The following is a 16,179-nucleotide window of genomic DNA, read 5'->3' as shown; positions in this document are numbered from 1 at the left end:
GCGGGGCTTGCGACAATTCACCGCAAAACGAGGGAATGCCGATGAAAACTGCCCTGATTTCGCTGGCCGTGCTGGGCGCTTGCGCGGCGCTGGCCGCCTGCACGCCCCCGGTGGCCGATACCGGCGCGGCGGATTACGCGCAGTTCTGCGCCTCGTGCCACGGGGCTGCGGGCAAGGGCGACGGGCCGGCGGCGGCGGGGATGCGCCCGCCGGCCACCGATCTGACGCTGCTGGCGCAGGGCAACGACGGCCGCTTTCCGCGGCTGCGGGTGATGAACCGCATCGACGGCTATACCATGGGGATGAGCGACAGCCCCATGCCCCAGTTCGGGCAGGAGCTGCGCGACGGGCCGACGGTGTTGTTCGACGCCGGCGACGGGGCGCTGACGCCCACGCCCGCGCGGCTGGTGGCGCTGACCGAGCATCTGGAACGGTTGCAGCAGTAACCGTCTAGGCCGGTGGCCCGAAGGCGTCGATTTCCTTGGCCACCAGCTGTTGCAGCCGCCAGATATAGGGGTCGTGGATGCCGTGTTCGGCCAGCCCGTGGACGGTGCGCAGCAGGTATTCGGCGCCGGTCCCGGCGGCGCCGGCCGCGCGCGCCAGCCGGCGGGCCTGTTCCTCGACCGACAGCATCGCCAGCTGCGTGCCGACCGGGCCGGCGTAAAAGGTCAGCGCCTGACCGCGGCCGGTTTCGGTTTCGACATCGATCCAGGCGGCGTTGGCGGCCAGCTCATGCGCCACCAGCTCGCGCCGCAGGATGGCGCGCAGGGATTGCTGCTCGGAGCCTTGGGCGATGTCCAGCAGCACCCCTTCGCATTGCCCGCCCGCGGCCAGCGCCAGCATCAGCCCCGGCCGGTCCGGAGAGCCGCGGAAATGGTCGAGCGAGATCGAAAAGCTGCGATGCCAGCCCACCGCCGTCGCCCGCCGCCGCGCCTGCACGTCAAAGCCGGGGTTCCAGATCAACGAGCCATAGGCAAAGACCGGGATCGGCCGCGGCCGGTCGCGGGTCAGCCGTTCCGCCAGCAGGTCAAGATCGTGATCCTCAAGCATCCGCCAGCCGGGCGTATGCAGCGGCCCGTCCCCCGGCGCGACCCGGGCGACATGGGCAGCGGTCAGGGCGATCAGGGGCTTGTGGGGCGGGGCGTCATGCAAGGTTTTTCTCCGGTAAGCTTACATGCCGGGGAAGCTGCGCCGAGGCAAGCTGTCATGATGGCCAGAGGTCGGCGACTGCGACTGTCATGGTTAAGTAATTGTTAAAAGGTGCATTTTATGTATGGATTGATTGATTTTCCGGTATTGTTCCTCTTTGCTGATATCCAGTTTTCTCAAGGGATAAGGGGTTTCAGATGCGAGGTTTCATGTGGCCTGCGGCGGCGGCGGGCCTGCTGCTGTTGGCGGGATGTGCCCAGACGCAGATCCAGCCGATGAGCAAGGACACCTTCAAGGTGGCGACGAATGCGGCCCCGGCCTGCGGCGCTGCGGGTGCACGAAATGTTGCCTTTAAAAGCGCGGCGGTCGAGGTCATTCGCAAGGGTGGCGACAAATTCGTGATTCAGGGTGACCACAGCGACAGTGGCCTGCAAGGCAATATTTTTGCAGGATTCCAGCAGAATTATTCGCAGGGAATGGTGGTCAAGATGGTCCCCGAGGGCTCGCCCGAGGCGCGCAACGCGCTTTCTGCCCGTGAAACTCTGGGTGCCGGCTGGCAGGAAATCGTCGCCAAGGGGGCGCCGACGACTTGCAGTTGATCCCGGACGGCGCGGCGCGGGGCAGTGCTGCGCCGACCCCGCCAGTCTTGCGGGAAACATCGGCCGGTATCGTCTTTCCCGGCAAGGGACTGTTGAATGCGAGGGACCGGTCCCTCACACATCCAGATCCTCGGCGAATTGGGCGTTTTCCTGGATATACTGGAAACGCAGCTCGGGTTTCTTGCCCATCAGCCGCTCGACCAGATCGGCGGTCTCGCCACCCTCGTCGTCGTCGATGCTGACCCGGATCAGCTTGCGGCTGGCCGGGTTCATCGTGGTTTCCTTGAGATCCTTGGCGTCCATCTCGCCCAGACCCTTGAAACGCTGCACGTCGATCTTGCCCTTGCCGCCCAGCCCCTTGGCCAGCCACGCCTCTTTCTCGGCATCGTCGGCGACATAGACCCGGCGCGCGCCCTGCGTCAGGCGGTAAAGCGGCGGGCAGGCCAGATACAGGTGCCCCTTGTCGATCAGCGGCCGCATCTGGGTAAAGAAGAACGTCATCAGCAGGCTGGCGATATGGGCGCCATCGACGTCGGCGTCGGTCATGATGATGATCTTGTCGTAGCGCAGGTCATCGACGTTGAAGCGGGTTCCCATGCCCACCCCCAGCGCCTGACACAGATCGGCGATTTCCTGGTTCTGCCCCATTTTCGACGATGAGGCCCCCAGCACGTTCAGGATCTTGCCGCGGATCGGCATGATCGCCTGGGTGGTGCGTTCGCGCGCCGACTTGGCCGAGCCGCCGGCGCTGTCGCCTTCGACGATGAACAGCTCGGTGCCCTTGCGGGTGTTGCCGGAACAATCCACCAGCTTGCCCGGCAGCCGCAGCTTGCGGGTGGCGGATTTGCGGGCGGTTTCCTTTTCCTGACGGCGCTTCAGGCGTTCCTCGGCCCGCAGCACTAGAAAATCGAGGATCGCGCCAGCGGATTTGGTGTCGGCGGCCAGCCAGTTGTCGAAATGGTCGCGCACTGCGCCCTCGACCAGCCGCGCGGCCTCGGCGGTGGCCAGCCGGTCCTTGGTCTGGCCGACGAATTCGGGTTCCGAGATAAAGCACGACACCAGCGCGCAGCCGCCGGTCAGCAGGTCGTCGCGGGTGATGTTTTCGGCCTTGCGGTTCTTGGTCAGCTCGCCATAGGCGCGGATGCCCTTGAGAATGGCGGTCCAGAACCCGGCCTCGTGGGTGCCGCCCTCGGGCGTCGGCACGGTGTTGCAATAGGACTGGATGAAGCCGTCGCGGGACGGCGTCCAGTTGATCGCCCATTCGACCTTGCCGGGGACGTTGAAACGCTCGCGGAACTCGACGGCGCCGGCAAAGGGGCGCTCGGCATAGGTGGTGACGCTGCCCAGCTGTTCGGACAGGTAATCGGCCAGCCCGCCGGGGAAATGGAAGGTCGCTTCCAGCGGGGTTTCGCCGTCGTCGATCTCGGTCTTCCAGCGGATTTCGACGCCGGAATGCAGATAGGCCTTGGACTTGACCATCCGCATCATCCGCGCGGGCTTCAGCCGGTGGTGGCCGAAGATCTGTTCGTCGGGATGAAAGATCACGGTGGTGCCGCGGCGGTTGGGGGCGGGGCCGATCTTTTCCGCCGGTCCCTGCGGGATGCCGCGGCTGAAGGATTGGCGCCACAACTCGCGGTTGCGGGCGACCTCGACCACCATGCTGTCGGACAGCGCGTTCACCACCGAGGCGCCGACCCCGTGCAGACCCCCCGAGGTCTGATATGCGCCCTCGGAAAACTTGCCGCCGGCGTGCAGCGTGCACAGGATGACTTCCAGCGCCGATTTGCCGGGGAACTTCGGGTGCGGGTCGATCGGGATGCCGCGGCCGTTGTCGCGCACGGTGGCGCTGCCGTCGCTGTGCAATTCGACCTCGATGCGGCTGGCGTGACCGGCGACGGCCTCGTCCATGGCGTTGTCGAGGATTTCCGCAACCAGATGGTGCAGCGCGCGTTCGTCCGTGCCGCCGATATACATGCCGGGGCGCTTGCGGACGGGCTCCAACCCCTCGAGCACCTCGATCGAGGCGGCGGAATAGCTGTCGGGGGCCGCTTGCGCGCCCGAAAGAAGGTCGTCGGACATCGGATCTGCCTGCTCGTGATTATGGGGCGTCATGCCATGACGGGGCAGGGCGGGGCAACCCGCCGCTGCCCGGGGCGCGAGGGCAAGGCGTCAAGCCCCGTCGCGCAGCCAGTCCGCCAGATGGCCGTCGTCGATCAGGCCCTGGGCGAGGGCGATGATGCGGTCACCGATGACATGGGCGGGGACATCGGGTTCACTGCCGCCGTTCCAGTCAAGAATGACCTGCATGAGGCGGAATGCCGTGCGCTTGTTGGCGTCGTTAAAGCAATGGCCCTGCGCGATGGCCATCGCATAGGCGGCGGCCAGCGCATAGACATCCTCGATCATGCCATAGGCCAGCCGGTTCTCGACCCGCGCCAGGGCACCGTCCAGCGACTTGTCCCGGGCGCGGCCGGGCAACTCGCCCGGGTTCAGGACAATATCATGAATCTCCGCGACCAGTTCGGCCGAGGGCAGGCGATACTGCATCGCGGCCTCACTTGTCCTTCAGGTAATCCAGGACCGGCTGGGCCCGGGCGCGCGTGCGCTCCAGCGTGTCATGCAGCTCTTCGCGCGTCGCTTGGCGATAGGATACTTCTTCCGTGGCCTCGGCAGGCACGAGATAACCCACGAGGCCGGAATTGCGCAGGATCGCCACCGGCTTGCCGCCCGAGCGTTCCAGCACCTTGTGCGGCTCGCGCAGCTCGGTGATCGTGGCGATGTGGTTGGTCAGCAAACGGGTCATGGCAGGCGCTCCGGCAGGGTTGTGCCTTTTATATTGCATATTGCAGTGGGTATTTCAATGGCACCCGGTTTCCATGCCGCATGTGGGCGCAAGCGTTGCCGACAAGGGCCAGCGCCCGCAGCAATTCGCAAGTCACCTCATCTCGCGCTGGAATCCCGCGCCGGATCGGCATAGAGCACCGCAACTGTCCACCGGCGGATGACCCGCCAACCCGAGGGAAACGATGGCCGCAGAACCGCGCATCATCACGACGACCGACGAACTCACCGCGTTCTGTGAACTCGCCAAGGCGCAACCTTATGTCACGCTGGACACGGAATTCCTGCGCGAACGGACCTATTATTCCCGGCTGTGCCTGGTCCAGATGGCGCTGCCACCCGCGTCGGGGTCCAAGGCCGAGGGCGGGCCGGCGGTGCTGGTCGATCCGATGGCCGAAGGGCTGTCGCTGGAACCGCTTTACGATCTGTTCCGCCACACCGCGACGGTCAAGGTGTTTCACGCCGCACGGCAGGATCTGGAAATCTTTTTTCACGACGCCGGGGTGTTTCCCGACCCGCTGTTCGACACACAGGTTGCGGCGATGGTCTGCGGCTTTGGCGAGCAGGCGGGTTACGAGACGCTGGTCAAGCGCATCGTCCGCCAACCGCTGGACAAGTCCTCGCGCTTTACCGACTGGTCGCGCCGGCCGCTGACGCAGGCGCAGGCGGAATATGCGCTGGCCGACGTGACCCATCTGCGGGCGATCTATGAATATCTGTCGGACCAGTTGAAAAAGACCGGGCGCGAGTCCTGGGTGGCCGAAGAGGCCGCGGCGCTGGTCGAGCCGGAAACCTATATCACCCGCCCGGACGATGCCTGGGCGCGGGTGCGCACGCGTTCGGGGTCGCCTCGGTTTCTGGCGGTGGTGCGGGAACTGGCGCGGTTTCGCGAAAACTACGCCCAGACCCGCGACGTGCCGCGTTCGCGCGTGTTCAAGGACGATGCGCTGATCGAGCTGGCCTCGGCCAAGCCGCAGACGGACGAGGATCTGGGCAAGTCGCGGCTGCTGCTGCGCGAGGCGCGGCGCGGCGAGATCGCGCAGGGAATCCTTGAGGCAATCAGGACGGGGATCGAGGCCACCGACCTGCCCAAGCCCGTCCCCGACCAGCCGGGCCTGCCCGGCAATGCCGCGTTGTCGCAGTTGCTGCGGGTGCTGTTGCAGGCCAAGGCCGACGCGGCGGGGGTGGCACCCAAGCTGATCGCCTCGTCAGCCGATCTCGACGCCATCGCGGCCGGAGTGCGCGAGGTGCCGGCGCTGTCGGGCTGGCGCGCCGAGGTTTTCGGCAACGAGGCGCTGCTGCTGGCGCAAGGCCGGATCGCCCTGTCGGCGCGCGGCGGCGCGGTGCTGGTGGTGCCGGTGGGTTAAGCGGCCGGGCTGCGGCGCATTTCCGGGCGAACCGATGTGTTTTCGGCAAGTCGGTATCGGCGGTGGCGGATGGGACAGGGCCGGAAAAGCGTGTCGCAAAATTGTTACTTGCTTGCCGCTTCTTTCCAAGAGCGGCGTCCTGCCGCAGCTTTCCTGTTTCATTCTGTGCAAGTTCCCATAGAGCGGCCAAGCCGAAACATGGAGTTTACAATGAAAAACATGACGTTTCTGACTGCCCTGCTTTGCGGCAGCGCATCGGTCGCCCAAGCCGGTGGCTACGTCCCGCAGGTCGCTGACGCTGCCCCGGCTGTCGTGGTTTCCGATGCGTTCGCTGATTGGACCGGGTTTTATGCAGGTGTCCAGGTCGGCGGTGCCGAACTGAAAATCAACGCGGGCAGCGGCGTAAATCAAGGGTTCGACGGCCGGCACTACGGGGCGCATGTGGGTTAACTGCGCGACTACGGCCGTTTCGTTTCCGGTGTCGAGCTGTCGTATGACAAGCTTAACAACTTCGATTTCTTTGACCAATTTGGTGGCCTCAGCGGAAATTTCATTCGTGCGAAAGTCTTGGCTGGCTACGATTCGGGCCGGTTCTTGCCCTATGCCGCCCTCAGCTATGCAAGGCTGACCTTCAGCGAGGGAAATCCTATTTTCGACTTTCGAGAGACCGGGTTGGGCTTTGGGCTGGGGGCAAAATTCATGGCATCCCCCCGCGTTCTGCTTGGCGTCGAATGGATGACAAACAATCTTGATATTCCGGCTGGCGGGGGCACGACTGACCTTGACCTGAACAACTTTACAGTCAGTGCGTCCTATCGGTTCTGACGCCACTGAAGCGTGACCACATAAAGCCGCCGCCAGATGCGGCAGTCCAAGGGCTGGGGCACCCATCCTCGCTGTCGGCTCTCTTGCTGCTGGGCATGGTCCTGCCACGCCTGGCTTGAGCAAGGCTGTCGCGACTCGCGCCCCGCGCTTTCAGCGCGGATTATGGCGGCGGCAAACCTGCGGTTGCCTTGCAATAGCTGTGCCGGGCGAAATCAGGCAGTGATATCAATAAGAAATGGCGGAGGCGGTGGGATTCGAACCCACGGTGGAGTTGCCCCCACGTCGGTTTTCAAGACCGGTGCATTAAACCACTCTGCCACGCCTCCGTTCGCGGGGTGTTAGCTTGGCTCGGGCGGGCGATCAAGCGATGCGTCGCGGGGTGGGTGTCGGCAGGGCGGTCAAAGCCACCAGCGGCCGGTCAGTGCCAGCCGGGCGAGTGCTGCCCGGCGGGTGAATTCTGAAACTGCGGCGGGGTCGGTGCCGGCGGTGCCGGCCGTCAGGGCGTTGCGGATTGCAGCGCCGGGGAACAGCGCCGGGGCGGCCGCGCGCGGGATGGCGCGCCGAGATGCGGCGGCACTGCGGAATGCCGCGGTCGCGGTTGCGGCCAGCGATTGCAGAAAGTCCGGCTTGGGCCGGGCCAGGCCAAGCCTCAGCTCTTGCAGGGCCGGGCGGGCGCGCAGCCAGGCCACCAGCGCCGCGCCCCGGCCCTGCGCGCGCAGGGCAGCGCCATCTGCCGCCCCCAGCGCCTGCGCGGCATGGGCCATCAGCGCGGCCCCTGTCGCATCGGCATAGGCCACGACGGCCTCGGGGCCGGCAAAGGGTTCGCGATCGGCGTCGTGCAGCCGCGCCTGAGCAAGCGGGGCGAAACGCGCGGCGTCGGCGCCCCAGGCGGACCACAGCGGCGACAGCAGTTCGTGCGGGGGGGGCGGCGCAGCGCGCAGCGCCTCCAGCCGGTCCACCCACCATTGCACCCGCATCCCGGCCAGCAGCGGGTCGCGCGCCGACAGCGCCGTGCGGGCAAGTTCCGCGTTCAGCGCGTAAAGCGTCAGCAGCCGTGGCCGCGCGGGGGCTGCGGCCAGCATCGCCATTGCCCAGCGGTCCGGGTCGTCGGCCCGCAACCGCTGTGCGAGCGCGCCAAGCCCTTGATCATGTTGCGTTGTCATGGATCAGCTTCCAGCGGATCGCGTCGATCAGCGCCTCGAAACTGGCATCGACGATATTCGGAGACACCCCCACGGTGGACCAGGCCGCGCCGCTGCGGTCGATCGAATCGATGGTGACCCGCGTCACCGCATCGGTGCCGGCGCCGATGATCCGCACCCGGAAATCCGCCAGCGCCATCTGGTCGATCGAGCCCTGCCACGGCCCCAGATCCTTGGCCAGCGCCCGCCACAGCGCATGGACCGGCCCGGCATCCTCGCCATTCTCGCCGTGGCTTTCGCTGACCGACAGCACCCGCTGCCCGCCGACAAGCGCCACCACCACCGCCTCGCTGACGGAAATGCGGCGGCCCATGGCGTTCAGGCGGCGCTCGACGGTGACGCGGTAACGCTCGACCTCGAAGAAGTCGGGCAGGGCGCCCAGCTCGGCCCGCGCCAGCAGCTCAAAGGAAGCCTGAGCGGAATCATAGGCATAGCCCTGATCCTCGCGCTGCTTGACCACCGACAGGATGCGGGGCAGCGCCGGGTCGCCGGCGGCCACCTGAATCCCCGCCCCGGCCAGCCGGGCGCGCAGGTTCGATTGCCCGGCCTGGTTCGACATCGGGATTACCCGTTCGTTGCCGATGGTCGCGGGGTCCACATGCTCATAGGTCTGCGGCGCCTTGAGGATGGCGCTGGCGTGCAGCCCGGCCTTGTGTGCAAAGGCCGAGGCCCCGACATAGGGCGCGGCGCGCAGCGGCACCCGGTTCAGGATCTCGTCCAGCCGTCGCGAAATCCGGGTCAGGCTGGCCAGCGCCTTGGCGTCCATGCCGGTGGCCAGGGTCGAACAGAACGGTTCCTTGAGCAGCAGCGTCGGGATCAGGCTGGTCAGGCTGGCGTTGCCGCAGCGTTCGCCCAGCCCGTTCAGCGTGCCCTGCACCTGCCGCGCCCCGGCCTCGATCGCGGCAAGCGAACAGGCGACGGCGTTGCCGGTGTCGTCATGGGCGTGGATGCCCAGCCGCTCGCCCGGGATACCGGCGGCGATCACCGCGCGGGTGATCTCGCCCACCCGGGCGGGCAGGGTGCCGCCGTTGGTGTCGCACAGAACGACCCAGCGCGCGCCCGCCTCCAGCGCCGCTTGCAGGCAGGACAGCGCATATTCGGGGTTGGCAGCGTAGCCGTCAAAGAAATGCTCGGCGTCGAACAGCGCCTCGCGGCCCTGCGCAACCACATGGGCAACGGATTCGGCGATGCAGGAAAGATTCTCGTCCAGCCCGATCCCCAGCGCCTCGGTCACGTGGTAATCATGGGTCTTGCCGACCAGGCAGACCGCCGGTGTGCGAGCATCCAGCACCGCCGCCAGCACATCGTCATTCGCGGCCGAGCGCCCGGCCCGCTTGGTCATGCCGAATGCGGTCATTGTGGCCCGCGTCGCCGGCGCATCGGCAAAGAAATCGCTGTCGGTGGGGTTGGCGCCGGGCCAGCCGCCCTCGATGTAATCCACCCCCAGCGTGTCGAGCGTCCGTGCAATCTCGGCCTTTTCTGCGGCGGAAAACTGGACGCCCTGCGTCTGCTGTCCGTCGCGCAGCGTGGTATCGTAAAGGTAAAGGCGCTGGCGCGTCATGGGCTTGGCCCTTTTGGCTGGCTGGTGGGTTATTGCGGCAGTCTTGCGGCATCGAAGCCCGCGCCGGGGATCAGTTCCACCCCCTGGGCGGTCATGCGGACCTCGACCCCGGCCTCGGCCAATGCGGTTTTGAGGGCGTCCACGGCCGAGAAATCCTTGCTGACCTTGGCCTCAGTGCGCAATGCCTGCATCCGGGCGGCCAGCGGCGAAAGGTCTGGGGTAGGGGCGATCCAGCCGCCGAGTTCGTCGGTCAGCAGCCCCAGCATCCCGGCGCTGGCAAGGAAGATCCGCTTGAGCCCCAGACCATCGCCACCTGTCAGCTGCCGCAGATCGTCCTGCATGGCGTCCGGGTTGCGGATCGCCTCGGCCATGCGGTGCATCTCGGCGATGGCGCCCGCGGTGTTCAGGTCGTCGGCCAGCGCGGCGGTGACGGCGGGGGCCGGGCTTGCCGCGGGTTCGATGCCCGCGACAAGCCCACGCCAGCGGCGCAGCACCGCCTCGGCCTCGCGCGCCTTTTCGGCGGTCCAGTCCATCGGCTTGCGGTAATGCGTCATCAGAAAGACAAAGCGGATCACCTCGCCCGGGATGCCCTGGTCCAGCAGGTCGCGGACGGTAAAGAAATTGCCAAGGCTTTTAGACATTTTCCTGCCCTCGACCTGCAACATCTCGTTATGCAGCCAGATCCGGGCGAATTCGTCATGCGGATGGGCGCAGCAGCTCTGCGCGATCTCGTTTTCGTGGTGGGGGAATTGCAGGTCGATGCCGCCGCCGTGGATGTCGAAGGACCGGCCCAGCAGCGCCTCGGACATGGCCGAGCATTCGATATGCCAGCCCGGGCGGCCGCGACCCCAGGGGCTGTCCCAGCCCGGCAGTTCTGCGTCCGAGGGTTTCCACAGCACGAAATCCATCGGATCGCGCTTGAACGGCGCCACCTCGACCCGGGCGCCGGCGATCATGTCATCGACCGAACGTCCCGAGAGCTGACCGTAGTCGGGGAACGAGCGCACGTCGAACAGCACATGGCCCTTGGCCGCATAGGCGTGACCCTTGGCGACCAGTTCCTCGATCATGGCGATCATCTGCGGGATATAATCGGTGGCGCGGGGTTCATGGTCGGGGCGCAGCGCCCCCAGTGCGTCCATGTCGGCGTGATACCAGCCGATGGTTTCCTCGGTGCGCTCGCGGATCAATTCCTCCAGCGGGCGCGGGTCACCGGCCTGCCGGCGGACCAGCGCCGCCGCGTTGATCTTGTCATCCACGTCGGTGAAGTTGCGCACATAGGTGATGTGGTCCGCGCCATACACATGGCGCAGCAGCCGATAGAGCACGTCGAACACCACCACCGGCCGCGCATTGCCCAGATGGGCGCGGTCATAGACGGTCGGCCCGCACAGATACATCCGCAGGTTCTGCGGGTCGATCGGAACCAGTCGCTCTTTCGAGCGGCTGCGGGTGTTGGTCAGCTGGATTTCGACCATGAATTCCCCCTGCGGCGGGGTCCAGTCGCGCGTGAACGGCCCGCCTGTGCTTGCTCAGACGGTAATGCAGATAGTGGTGAAATAACCGTTCATGGCGATGGCCATAGCAGCGGGGCGGCGCTGCGGCAAGCGGGTTGTCCGGCGGCGCCGTCAAAGGGTTCCACCTGGTGCCGGTTCATGCGGCGGCATCTTCGCGCCAGACCATCAGCCGGTCGCGGCCGCTGCGTTTGGCGCGCAAAAGCGCCGCATCGGCACGTTCCAGCAGCGCCGCCGCTGCGGCCCGCCCCTCGTCCGGGTGAGGGGCGAGCGGCTGGCCCGTCCCCGCATGACCCATGGCAGCATGACCCACAGGCGCGGCGCCCGCCTGCTGCTGATGAAATGCGATACCGGCCGACAGGGTGATTTTCAGCGCTGCCGTGCGATCGCGGCCGGGCAGTCGCACGTCGGCCCCTGACACCTGCGCCCGCATGATTTGCGCCAGTGCCGCGGCTTGGACCTCGGACATGCCGGGCAACACGGCCAGGAATTCCTCGCCACCGACGCGGGCCACAAAGCCCGGCGCCGGAACGGCCCGCTCCAGCCGGGCCGCGACCTCGGCCAGAACAGTGTCGCCGGCAGCATGGCCGTAGCGGTCGTTCACCTCTTTGAAGCGGTCGATGTCCATGGCAACAACGGCGCAACAACCGCGGTCTGCATCGGTCCGGCAATATTCGGCCAGCCGGGGCAGGGTGAAACGGCGATTGGGAAGCCCGGTCAGCGGGTCGATCCATGCCAGCGAGCGTTCCCGCCGCGCCGCCTCGCGCTGCCCGTCGGCCGCCAGCTTGCGCCGGATCAGCGCGCTGAGCCGCAAGGCGGCCTCATCTGCGGCCTTGCCGCTGGTAAACCCCGAGGTCAGCACATCACCCGCCCCCAGATCCAGCGCCACCGAGGTCATGTCCTGCCGCCGCGGATCCAGCACCACTGCAAAGGCGGCATTCTGCGACGAGCGCCGCGAGCGCAGTTCGGAAAGCAGCCGCAGCCCGTCGCCGGCCTGCGCGATATCGGCGGCGACAAGGTAAAGATCGGGCACCATCCCGACCGCCGCCTCGGCCAGTGCCCGTTCGGGGTCGGCGATGCGCAAATGGGCCGACAGCCGCGGCAACAGGGCATGGCGCCAGTTCAGCCCCACCCCCGCGTCGCCGGCGATAAGCAATGCCGAGCTGAGTTCGGGCGTCGCCGCAAGAAAGGGCTGCTGCTCTTCTGCCAGCCCCGGGACATGGGCGGCGGCATCGGTGATCTGGTTGCGCATCAGCCCGCGGATCCGCGCGAACAGCGCCATTTCGTCGATGGGCGTATCCAGAACCGCGGCTGCCCCCGCCTGAAGCGCGGCGATTCGCTGTTCCTGCGGCACGGTCACGACCACCGGAACCTCGGCCCGCGCGGTGATCTTGCGGCACAGCTCGACCGCGTCCATGTCCCCCGGCGGCCCCCCGATCAGCACCATGCTGGGGCGCGCCGAGGCCAATGCCTCGAGCGCTTCGGCGCCGGTGCGCGCGGTCAGCGGCTGGTAACAGGCCGCCGCAAGCCGCACCTTGAGCGTGATCCGGTTCGTGGCCGCGCCGTCAACCACCAGGATTGGCCCCTCGATCAATTTTCCGCCCCCGCAGGATATGCTCTTGCGACTCATCTAAGCGCAAAGATGTTAACAAACCGTTTCCATCCTGAGAGCCGCAGTCCGCACTTGCGAATTCCGTCGGCGGGCGGCAAGGATCGCCCATGATCGACCGAAAATCCCTTGATCTGCTGTCTCAGGCGATCCTCGACCACCTGTCCGCCAACCCCGAGCTGATCGGCGCGCTGGTGGCTGAAAGTGGGCTTTTGCCCGGCGATCTGCGCGATCTTGCCGCCGACCCGACGCCCGCGTTCGGCGCCGCGCTGGTCGATTTCATCTGCACCAGCGATGAACGTCTGGCGGCGTTTTCCGCGCAATCCGGCTGGGCGCAACAGACCGTCGCCCATCTGCGAGAGGCGCTTTCGGCCGGCGCAGTGGACTGATTCACGGCATCTTAATCTCTGGCGTGCATATCGGCGGTGCAGCAGAGGGAATCAGATGCACGGCCTTGTTACCCGCTCGATCGAACATTTCGCGCGCCAGACCCACGGAGAGGCGGTCTGGACCGCGGCCGCGCGGGCGGCGGGCGTCGATCCGCGCGGTTTCGAGCTGATGGGAAACCAGGACGATTCGGCCGCCCGCCGGCTGTTGCATGAAATCGCCGCGCTGGTCGGCTGCTCGCCCCCAGAGCTGTCCGAGGATATCGGGGCGTGGGTGGCGCAGCGCTCGGCGATCCGGCGACTGCTGCGCTTTGCCGGCAGCGATTTCGCCGCTTTTGTGACCACGCTCGAGGAATTGCGCGGCCGCGCGCGGCTGGTTCTGCGCGACCTCGAATTGCCGGCGATTTCGGTTGCCCCGGCACCTCGCGGCTGGCGGATCACCTCGGATTGCGATCCGGTCTGGCTGCACGCGCTGGCCGGCGTGCTGCATGCAATGGCCGATGATTATGGCGTGCTGGCGGTGATCGAGATCCGCGAGGGATCGATTCTGGTCGATGTCCCGCTGGTCGATTTCAACGAGGGCCGGCCCTTTTCGATCAGCGATCCCACTGTGGGCGCGGCATGAAACTGGACCGGGCAGCGCTGACGCTGATGCCCATGCATCTGCATATCGACGCGGCCGGCCGGGTGCTGTCGGCCGGCTCGACCCTGCGGCGCATCGTCGGGGATATCGCGGATTTCCACGCGGCGTTTGAACCTGTCGGGCCGGTCGCGGATGTCTCTTTGCCGCAGTTGGCGCGGGCCGAGCGGGTGTTTTTGCGCAGCCGCGCGGATCCGGCGCAGGTCTTGCGGGGCCGGGCGGTCCGGCTGGATGATGGCGGGCTGGTCTTCAACCTCGGGCTGGGGATCGGGCTGGTCGAGACCATTCGCCGTCACGATTTGACCGACCGTGAGTTCGCGCCCTCGGATCTCGCGATGGAGTTCCTGTTCCTGCACGAGGCCAATAACGCGATGATGGATGAGCTTTCGCAGGCAAATCTGCGGCTGGAAAAGGCCCGGCGCCGGGCCGAGGCGCAGGCATTCACCGACCCGCTGACCGGGCTGAACAACCGTCGCGGGTTGCATCTGGCCTTTGAGGCGCTGCGGCAGGGAACGGGGTCCGCTTCCGCCGGGCAGTTTGCGCTGATCGCCATGGATCTGGACCGTTTCAAGGAACTGAACGACAGCCGCGGCCATGCAGTGGGCGACGCGATGCTGTGCGAGGTGGCGGCGCGGCTGCGCGCGATTACCCGCAGTTGCGACACCGTTGCCCGCACCGGCGGCGATGAATTCGTGCTGCTGCTGCCGGGTATTTTCGATCCTGCCGCGCTTGAGCAGCTGGGCCGGCGGATCATCCGCAACATCGAGGCCCCGGCCCGGATCGACGGAGCGGCCAGCCGGATTTCGGCCAGCCTCGGGGTGGCGATCTCGTCGCGCTATCTCCGCGTCGACTGGGGCCGGATGCAGGCGGACGCCGACGCGGCGCTTTATCAGGCCAAGCGGACCGGCCGCGGCGATATCTGCATCGCCATGGGCGACAGGGTCGATGCGGATGGGATCCCGGAGGATGGGGGGTGTTGAGACGAAAGCGGGCCGGGCATTCGCTGCCCGCCCTGCGTTTCTACCTATTGGTCCCGCCGCAAAGCGGCGCCGTGCGGCAGTTCCCCACGGCCCGCCTTCGGGGAAGCGGTCGCGCGGACCGGGCGCCAGCACCGCGCGGCCGGATATGGTCCGTGCCCCGCTGGAAACCGGGTCAGCCGGCCTTGAGCACCTGCCCCAGCGTGTCCATCAACTCGTCGATCTGGGCTTCGCTGATGGTCAGCGGCGGCGACAATGCAATGATGTCGCCGGTGACCCGGATCAGGATTCCGGCCTCAAAGGCGCGGACGAAGGCGTCAAAGGCACGCTTGCCCGGTGCGCCCTCGATGGGCGCCAGCTCGATGGCGCCGATCAGCCCCATGTTGCGGATATCGATCACATGCGGGTGATCGGCCAGCGCATGCAGGGCCTTTTCCCAATGCCCGGCCAGCGAGGCGGCGCGGGTCAGCAGCCCGTCCTCGATATAGGTTTCCAGCGTGGCGATCCCGGCGGCCGAGGAAATCGGGTTCCCCGAATAGGTATAGCCGTGGAACAGCTCGATCACATGTTCCGGGCCCTGCATGAAAGCGTCGTGGATCGCCCCCGAGGTCAGCACCGCGCCCATAGGAATCACGCCGTTGGTCAAGCCCTTGGCACAGGTCATGATGTCCGGCACCACGCCGAAATGCTGCGCCGCAAACGGAGAGCCGAGCCGCCCGAAGCCGGTAATCACCTCGTCGAAGATCAGCAGGATCCCGTGCTTGCGGGTGATCTCGCGCAGGCGCTCCAGATAGCCCTTGGGCGGCAGCAGCACCCCGGTCGAGCCGGCCATGGGTTCCACGATCACCGCCGCAATGGTGTCGGCACCGTGCAGCGCGACGATGCGTTCCAGATCATCCGCCAGCTCGGCGCCGTGCTGCGGCTGGCCGCGGGTCATGCGGTTTTCGGGCAGATGCGTGTGGGGCAGGTGGTCCACCCCGGCCAGCAACGTGCCGAACATCCGGCGGTTGCTGACGATGCCGCCGACCGAGATGCCGCCGAAACCGACGCCGTGATACCCCCGCTCGCGCCCGATAAGCCGGGTCCGGCTGCCTTCGCCGCGCGCGCGGTGATAGGCCAGCGCGATCTTCAGCGCGGTATCCACCGCCTCGGATCCCGAGTTGGTGTAGAACACATGTTCCATTTCGGGGGGTGCGATCTCGACCAGCCGGTTGGCCAGTTCGAACGCGGTCGGATGGCCCATCTGGAAACTGGGCGCATAATCCAGCGTCCCCGCCATTTCCGAGATCGCGCGGGTGATCCGCGGACGGCCGTGCCCGGCGTTGCAGCACCACAGCCCGGCGGTGCCGTCCAGCACCTGCCGCCCGTCCGCCGCCGTATAATGCATGTCCTGCGCCGCCACGAGCATCCTTGGCGCCGTCTTGAACTGCCGGTTGGCGGTAAAGGGCATCCAGAATGCACTCAGGTCATTCGGGGCGGGTTTGCGGTCGAGTGGCATCACGGCCTCAT

General features: G+C 66.8%; 17 protein-coding genes and 1 tRNA gene. 8 read left to right on the top strand and 10 right to left on the bottom strand.

Annotated elements, in window-relative coordinates; genetic code table 11:
• Positions 1-41 precede the first annotated feature (41 nt).
• A complete protein-coding gene (locus BLW83_RS02940) occupies positions 42-446 on the top strand; it encodes a c-type cytochrome (RefSeq protein ID WP_090845916.1) in 405 nt (134 codons plus the stop codon).
• A gap of 4 nt (positions 447-450) precedes the next feature.
• Here BLW83_RS02940 and BLW83_RS02935 read toward each other — a convergent pair whose 3' ends face one another.
• Positions 451-1,152: a gamma-glutamylcyclotransferase gene (locus BLW83_RS02935; protein ID WP_090845335.1), complete on the bottom strand. Its 702-nt coding sequence runs from the start codon at positions 1,150-1,152 to the stop codon at positions 451-453.
• 206 nt (positions 1,153-1,358) lie between these two features.
• On the opposite strand from BLW83_RS02935, the gene BLW83_RS02930 reads away from it, so the two are divergent.
• Positions 1,359-1,748: a hypothetical protein gene (locus tag BLW83_RS02930; RefSeq protein WP_245728595.1), complete on the top strand. Its 390-nt coding sequence runs from the start codon at positions 1,359-1,361 to the stop codon at positions 1,746-1,748.
• A gap of 114 nt (positions 1,749-1,862) precedes the next feature.
• On the opposite strand, the gene parE is transcribed toward BLW83_RS02930, so the two are convergent.
• The 3 genes from parE to BLW83_RS02915 form a co-directional block, all read right to left on the bottom strand.
• On the bottom strand, positions 1,863-3,827 hold the full coding sequence (gene parE, locus BLW83_RS02925; RefSeq protein ID WP_090845333.1) for a DNA topoisomerase IV subunit B: 1,965 nt from the start codon (positions 3,825-3,827) through the stop codon (positions 1,863-1,865).
• A gap of 90 nt (positions 3,828-3,917) precedes the next feature.
• Positions 3,918-4,295, bottom strand: coding sequence for a type II toxin-antitoxin system death-on-curing family toxin (locus BLW83_RS02920; protein WP_090845331.1), 378 nt, complete (start codon positions 4,293-4,295; stop codon positions 3,918-3,920).
• Positions 4,296-4,302: 7 nt separating this feature from the next.
• Entirely contained in the window at positions 4,303-4,551 is a 249-nt protein-coding gene (locus BLW83_RS02915; RefSeq protein ID WP_090845329.1) for a type II toxin-antitoxin system Phd/YefM family antitoxin, read from the bottom strand.
• Between the two features lie 223 nt (positions 4,552-4,774).
• On the opposite strand from BLW83_RS02915, the gene rnd reads away from it, so the two are divergent.
• The 3 genes from rnd (at position 4,775) to BLW83_RS02900 (ending at position 6,781) form a co-directional block, all read left to right on the top strand.
• Entirely contained in the window at positions 4,775-5,956 is a 1,182-nt protein-coding gene (gene rnd / locus BLW83_RS02910) for a ribonuclease D (protein ID WP_090845327.1), read from the top strand.
• Positions 5,957-6,166: 210 nt separating this feature from the next.
• Positions 6,167-6,406 carry a hypothetical protein gene (locus BLW83_RS02905; protein ID WP_090845326.1) on the top strand — a complete coding sequence of 80 codons (240 nt, stop codon included), beginning with the start codon at positions 6,167-6,169 and terminating at the stop codon, positions 6,404-6,406.
• On the top strand, positions 6,407-6,781 hold the full coding sequence (locus BLW83_RS02900) for an outer membrane beta-barrel protein (RefSeq protein WP_090845325.1): 375 nt from the start codon (positions 6,407-6,409) through the stop codon (positions 6,779-6,781).
• Positions 6,782-7,017: 236 nt separating this feature from the next.
• Here BLW83_RS02900 and BLW83_RS02895 read toward each other — a convergent pair.
• The 5 genes from BLW83_RS02895 to BLW83_RS02875 all read right to left on the bottom strand — a co-directional run bounded on the left by BLW83_RS02895 (position 7,018) and on the right by BLW83_RS02875 (position 12,688).
• Positions 7,018-7,107, bottom strand: a tRNA-Ser gene (locus BLW83_RS02895).
• 72 nt (positions 7,108-7,179) lie between these two features.
• Positions 7,180-7,944: a squalene/phytoene synthase family protein gene (locus tag BLW83_RS02890; protein ID WP_090845323.1), complete on the bottom strand. Its 765-nt coding sequence runs from the start codon at positions 7,942-7,944 to the stop codon at positions 7,180-7,182.
• On the bottom strand, positions 7,928-9,544 hold the full coding sequence (gene cimA, locus BLW83_RS02885; RefSeq protein WP_090845321.1) for a citramalate synthase: 1,617 nt from the start codon (positions 9,542-9,544) through the stop codon (positions 7,928-7,930). The genes BLW83_RS02890 and cimA overlap by 17 nt, the downstream gene beginning before the upstream one ends.
• 29 nt (positions 9,545-9,573) lie before the next feature.
• Complete coding sequence (cysS, locus tag BLW83_RS02880; RefSeq protein WP_090845319.1) at positions 9,574-11,022, bottom strand: cysteine--tRNA ligase; 1,449 nt, start codon at positions 11,020-11,022, stop codon at positions 9,574-9,576.
• A 175-nt stretch (positions 11,023-11,197) separates the two neighbouring features.
• Positions 11,198-12,688, bottom strand: a complete 1,491-nt coding sequence (locus BLW83_RS02875; RefSeq protein WP_245728594.1) for a diguanylate cyclase domain-containing protein — start codon at positions 12,686-12,688, stop codon at positions 11,198-11,200.
• A gap of 89 nt (positions 12,689-12,777) precedes the next feature.
• Between BLW83_RS02875 and BLW83_RS02870 the strand changes: the two genes are divergently transcribed.
• The 3 genes from BLW83_RS02870 to BLW83_RS15985 are packed head-to-tail and all read left to right on the top strand — an operon-like array spanning position 12,778 to position 14,673.
• Positions 12,778-13,056, top strand: coding sequence for a DUF3572 family protein (locus BLW83_RS02870; RefSeq protein ID WP_090845317.1), 279 nt, complete (start codon positions 12,778-12,780; stop codon positions 13,054-13,056).
• A 55-nt stretch (positions 13,057-13,111) separates the two neighbouring features.
• Entirely contained in the window at positions 13,112-13,678 is a 567-nt protein-coding gene (locus tag BLW83_RS02865) for a heme NO-binding domain-containing protein (protein ID WP_177172466.1), read from the top strand.
• Positions 13,675-14,673: a GGDEF domain-containing protein gene (locus BLW83_RS15985; RefSeq protein ID WP_090845313.1), complete on the top strand. Its 999-nt coding sequence runs from the start codon at positions 13,675-13,677 to the stop codon at positions 14,671-14,673. Before BLW83_RS02865 ends, BLW83_RS15985 begins: the two co-directional genes overlap by 4 nt.
• A 172-nt stretch (positions 14,674-14,845) precedes the next feature.
• On the opposite strand, the gene aptA is transcribed toward BLW83_RS15985, so the two are convergent.
• Positions 14,846-16,168, bottom strand: a complete 1,323-nt coding sequence (gene aptA, locus BLW83_RS02855) for an omega-aminotransferase AptA (RefSeq protein ID WP_090845311.1) — start codon at positions 16,166-16,168, stop codon at positions 14,846-14,848.
• Positions 16,169-16,179: the final 11 nt, after the last annotated feature.

Source organism: Paracoccus alkenifer (assembly GCF_900108405.1).
GTDB lineage: Bacteria > Pseudomonadota > Alphaproteobacteria > Rhodobacterales > Rhodobacteraceae > Paracoccus > Paracoccus alkenifer.
Note: the sequence above shows the minus strand (reverse complement) of the source record. Positions and strands in the feature narration are given on the sequence as shown.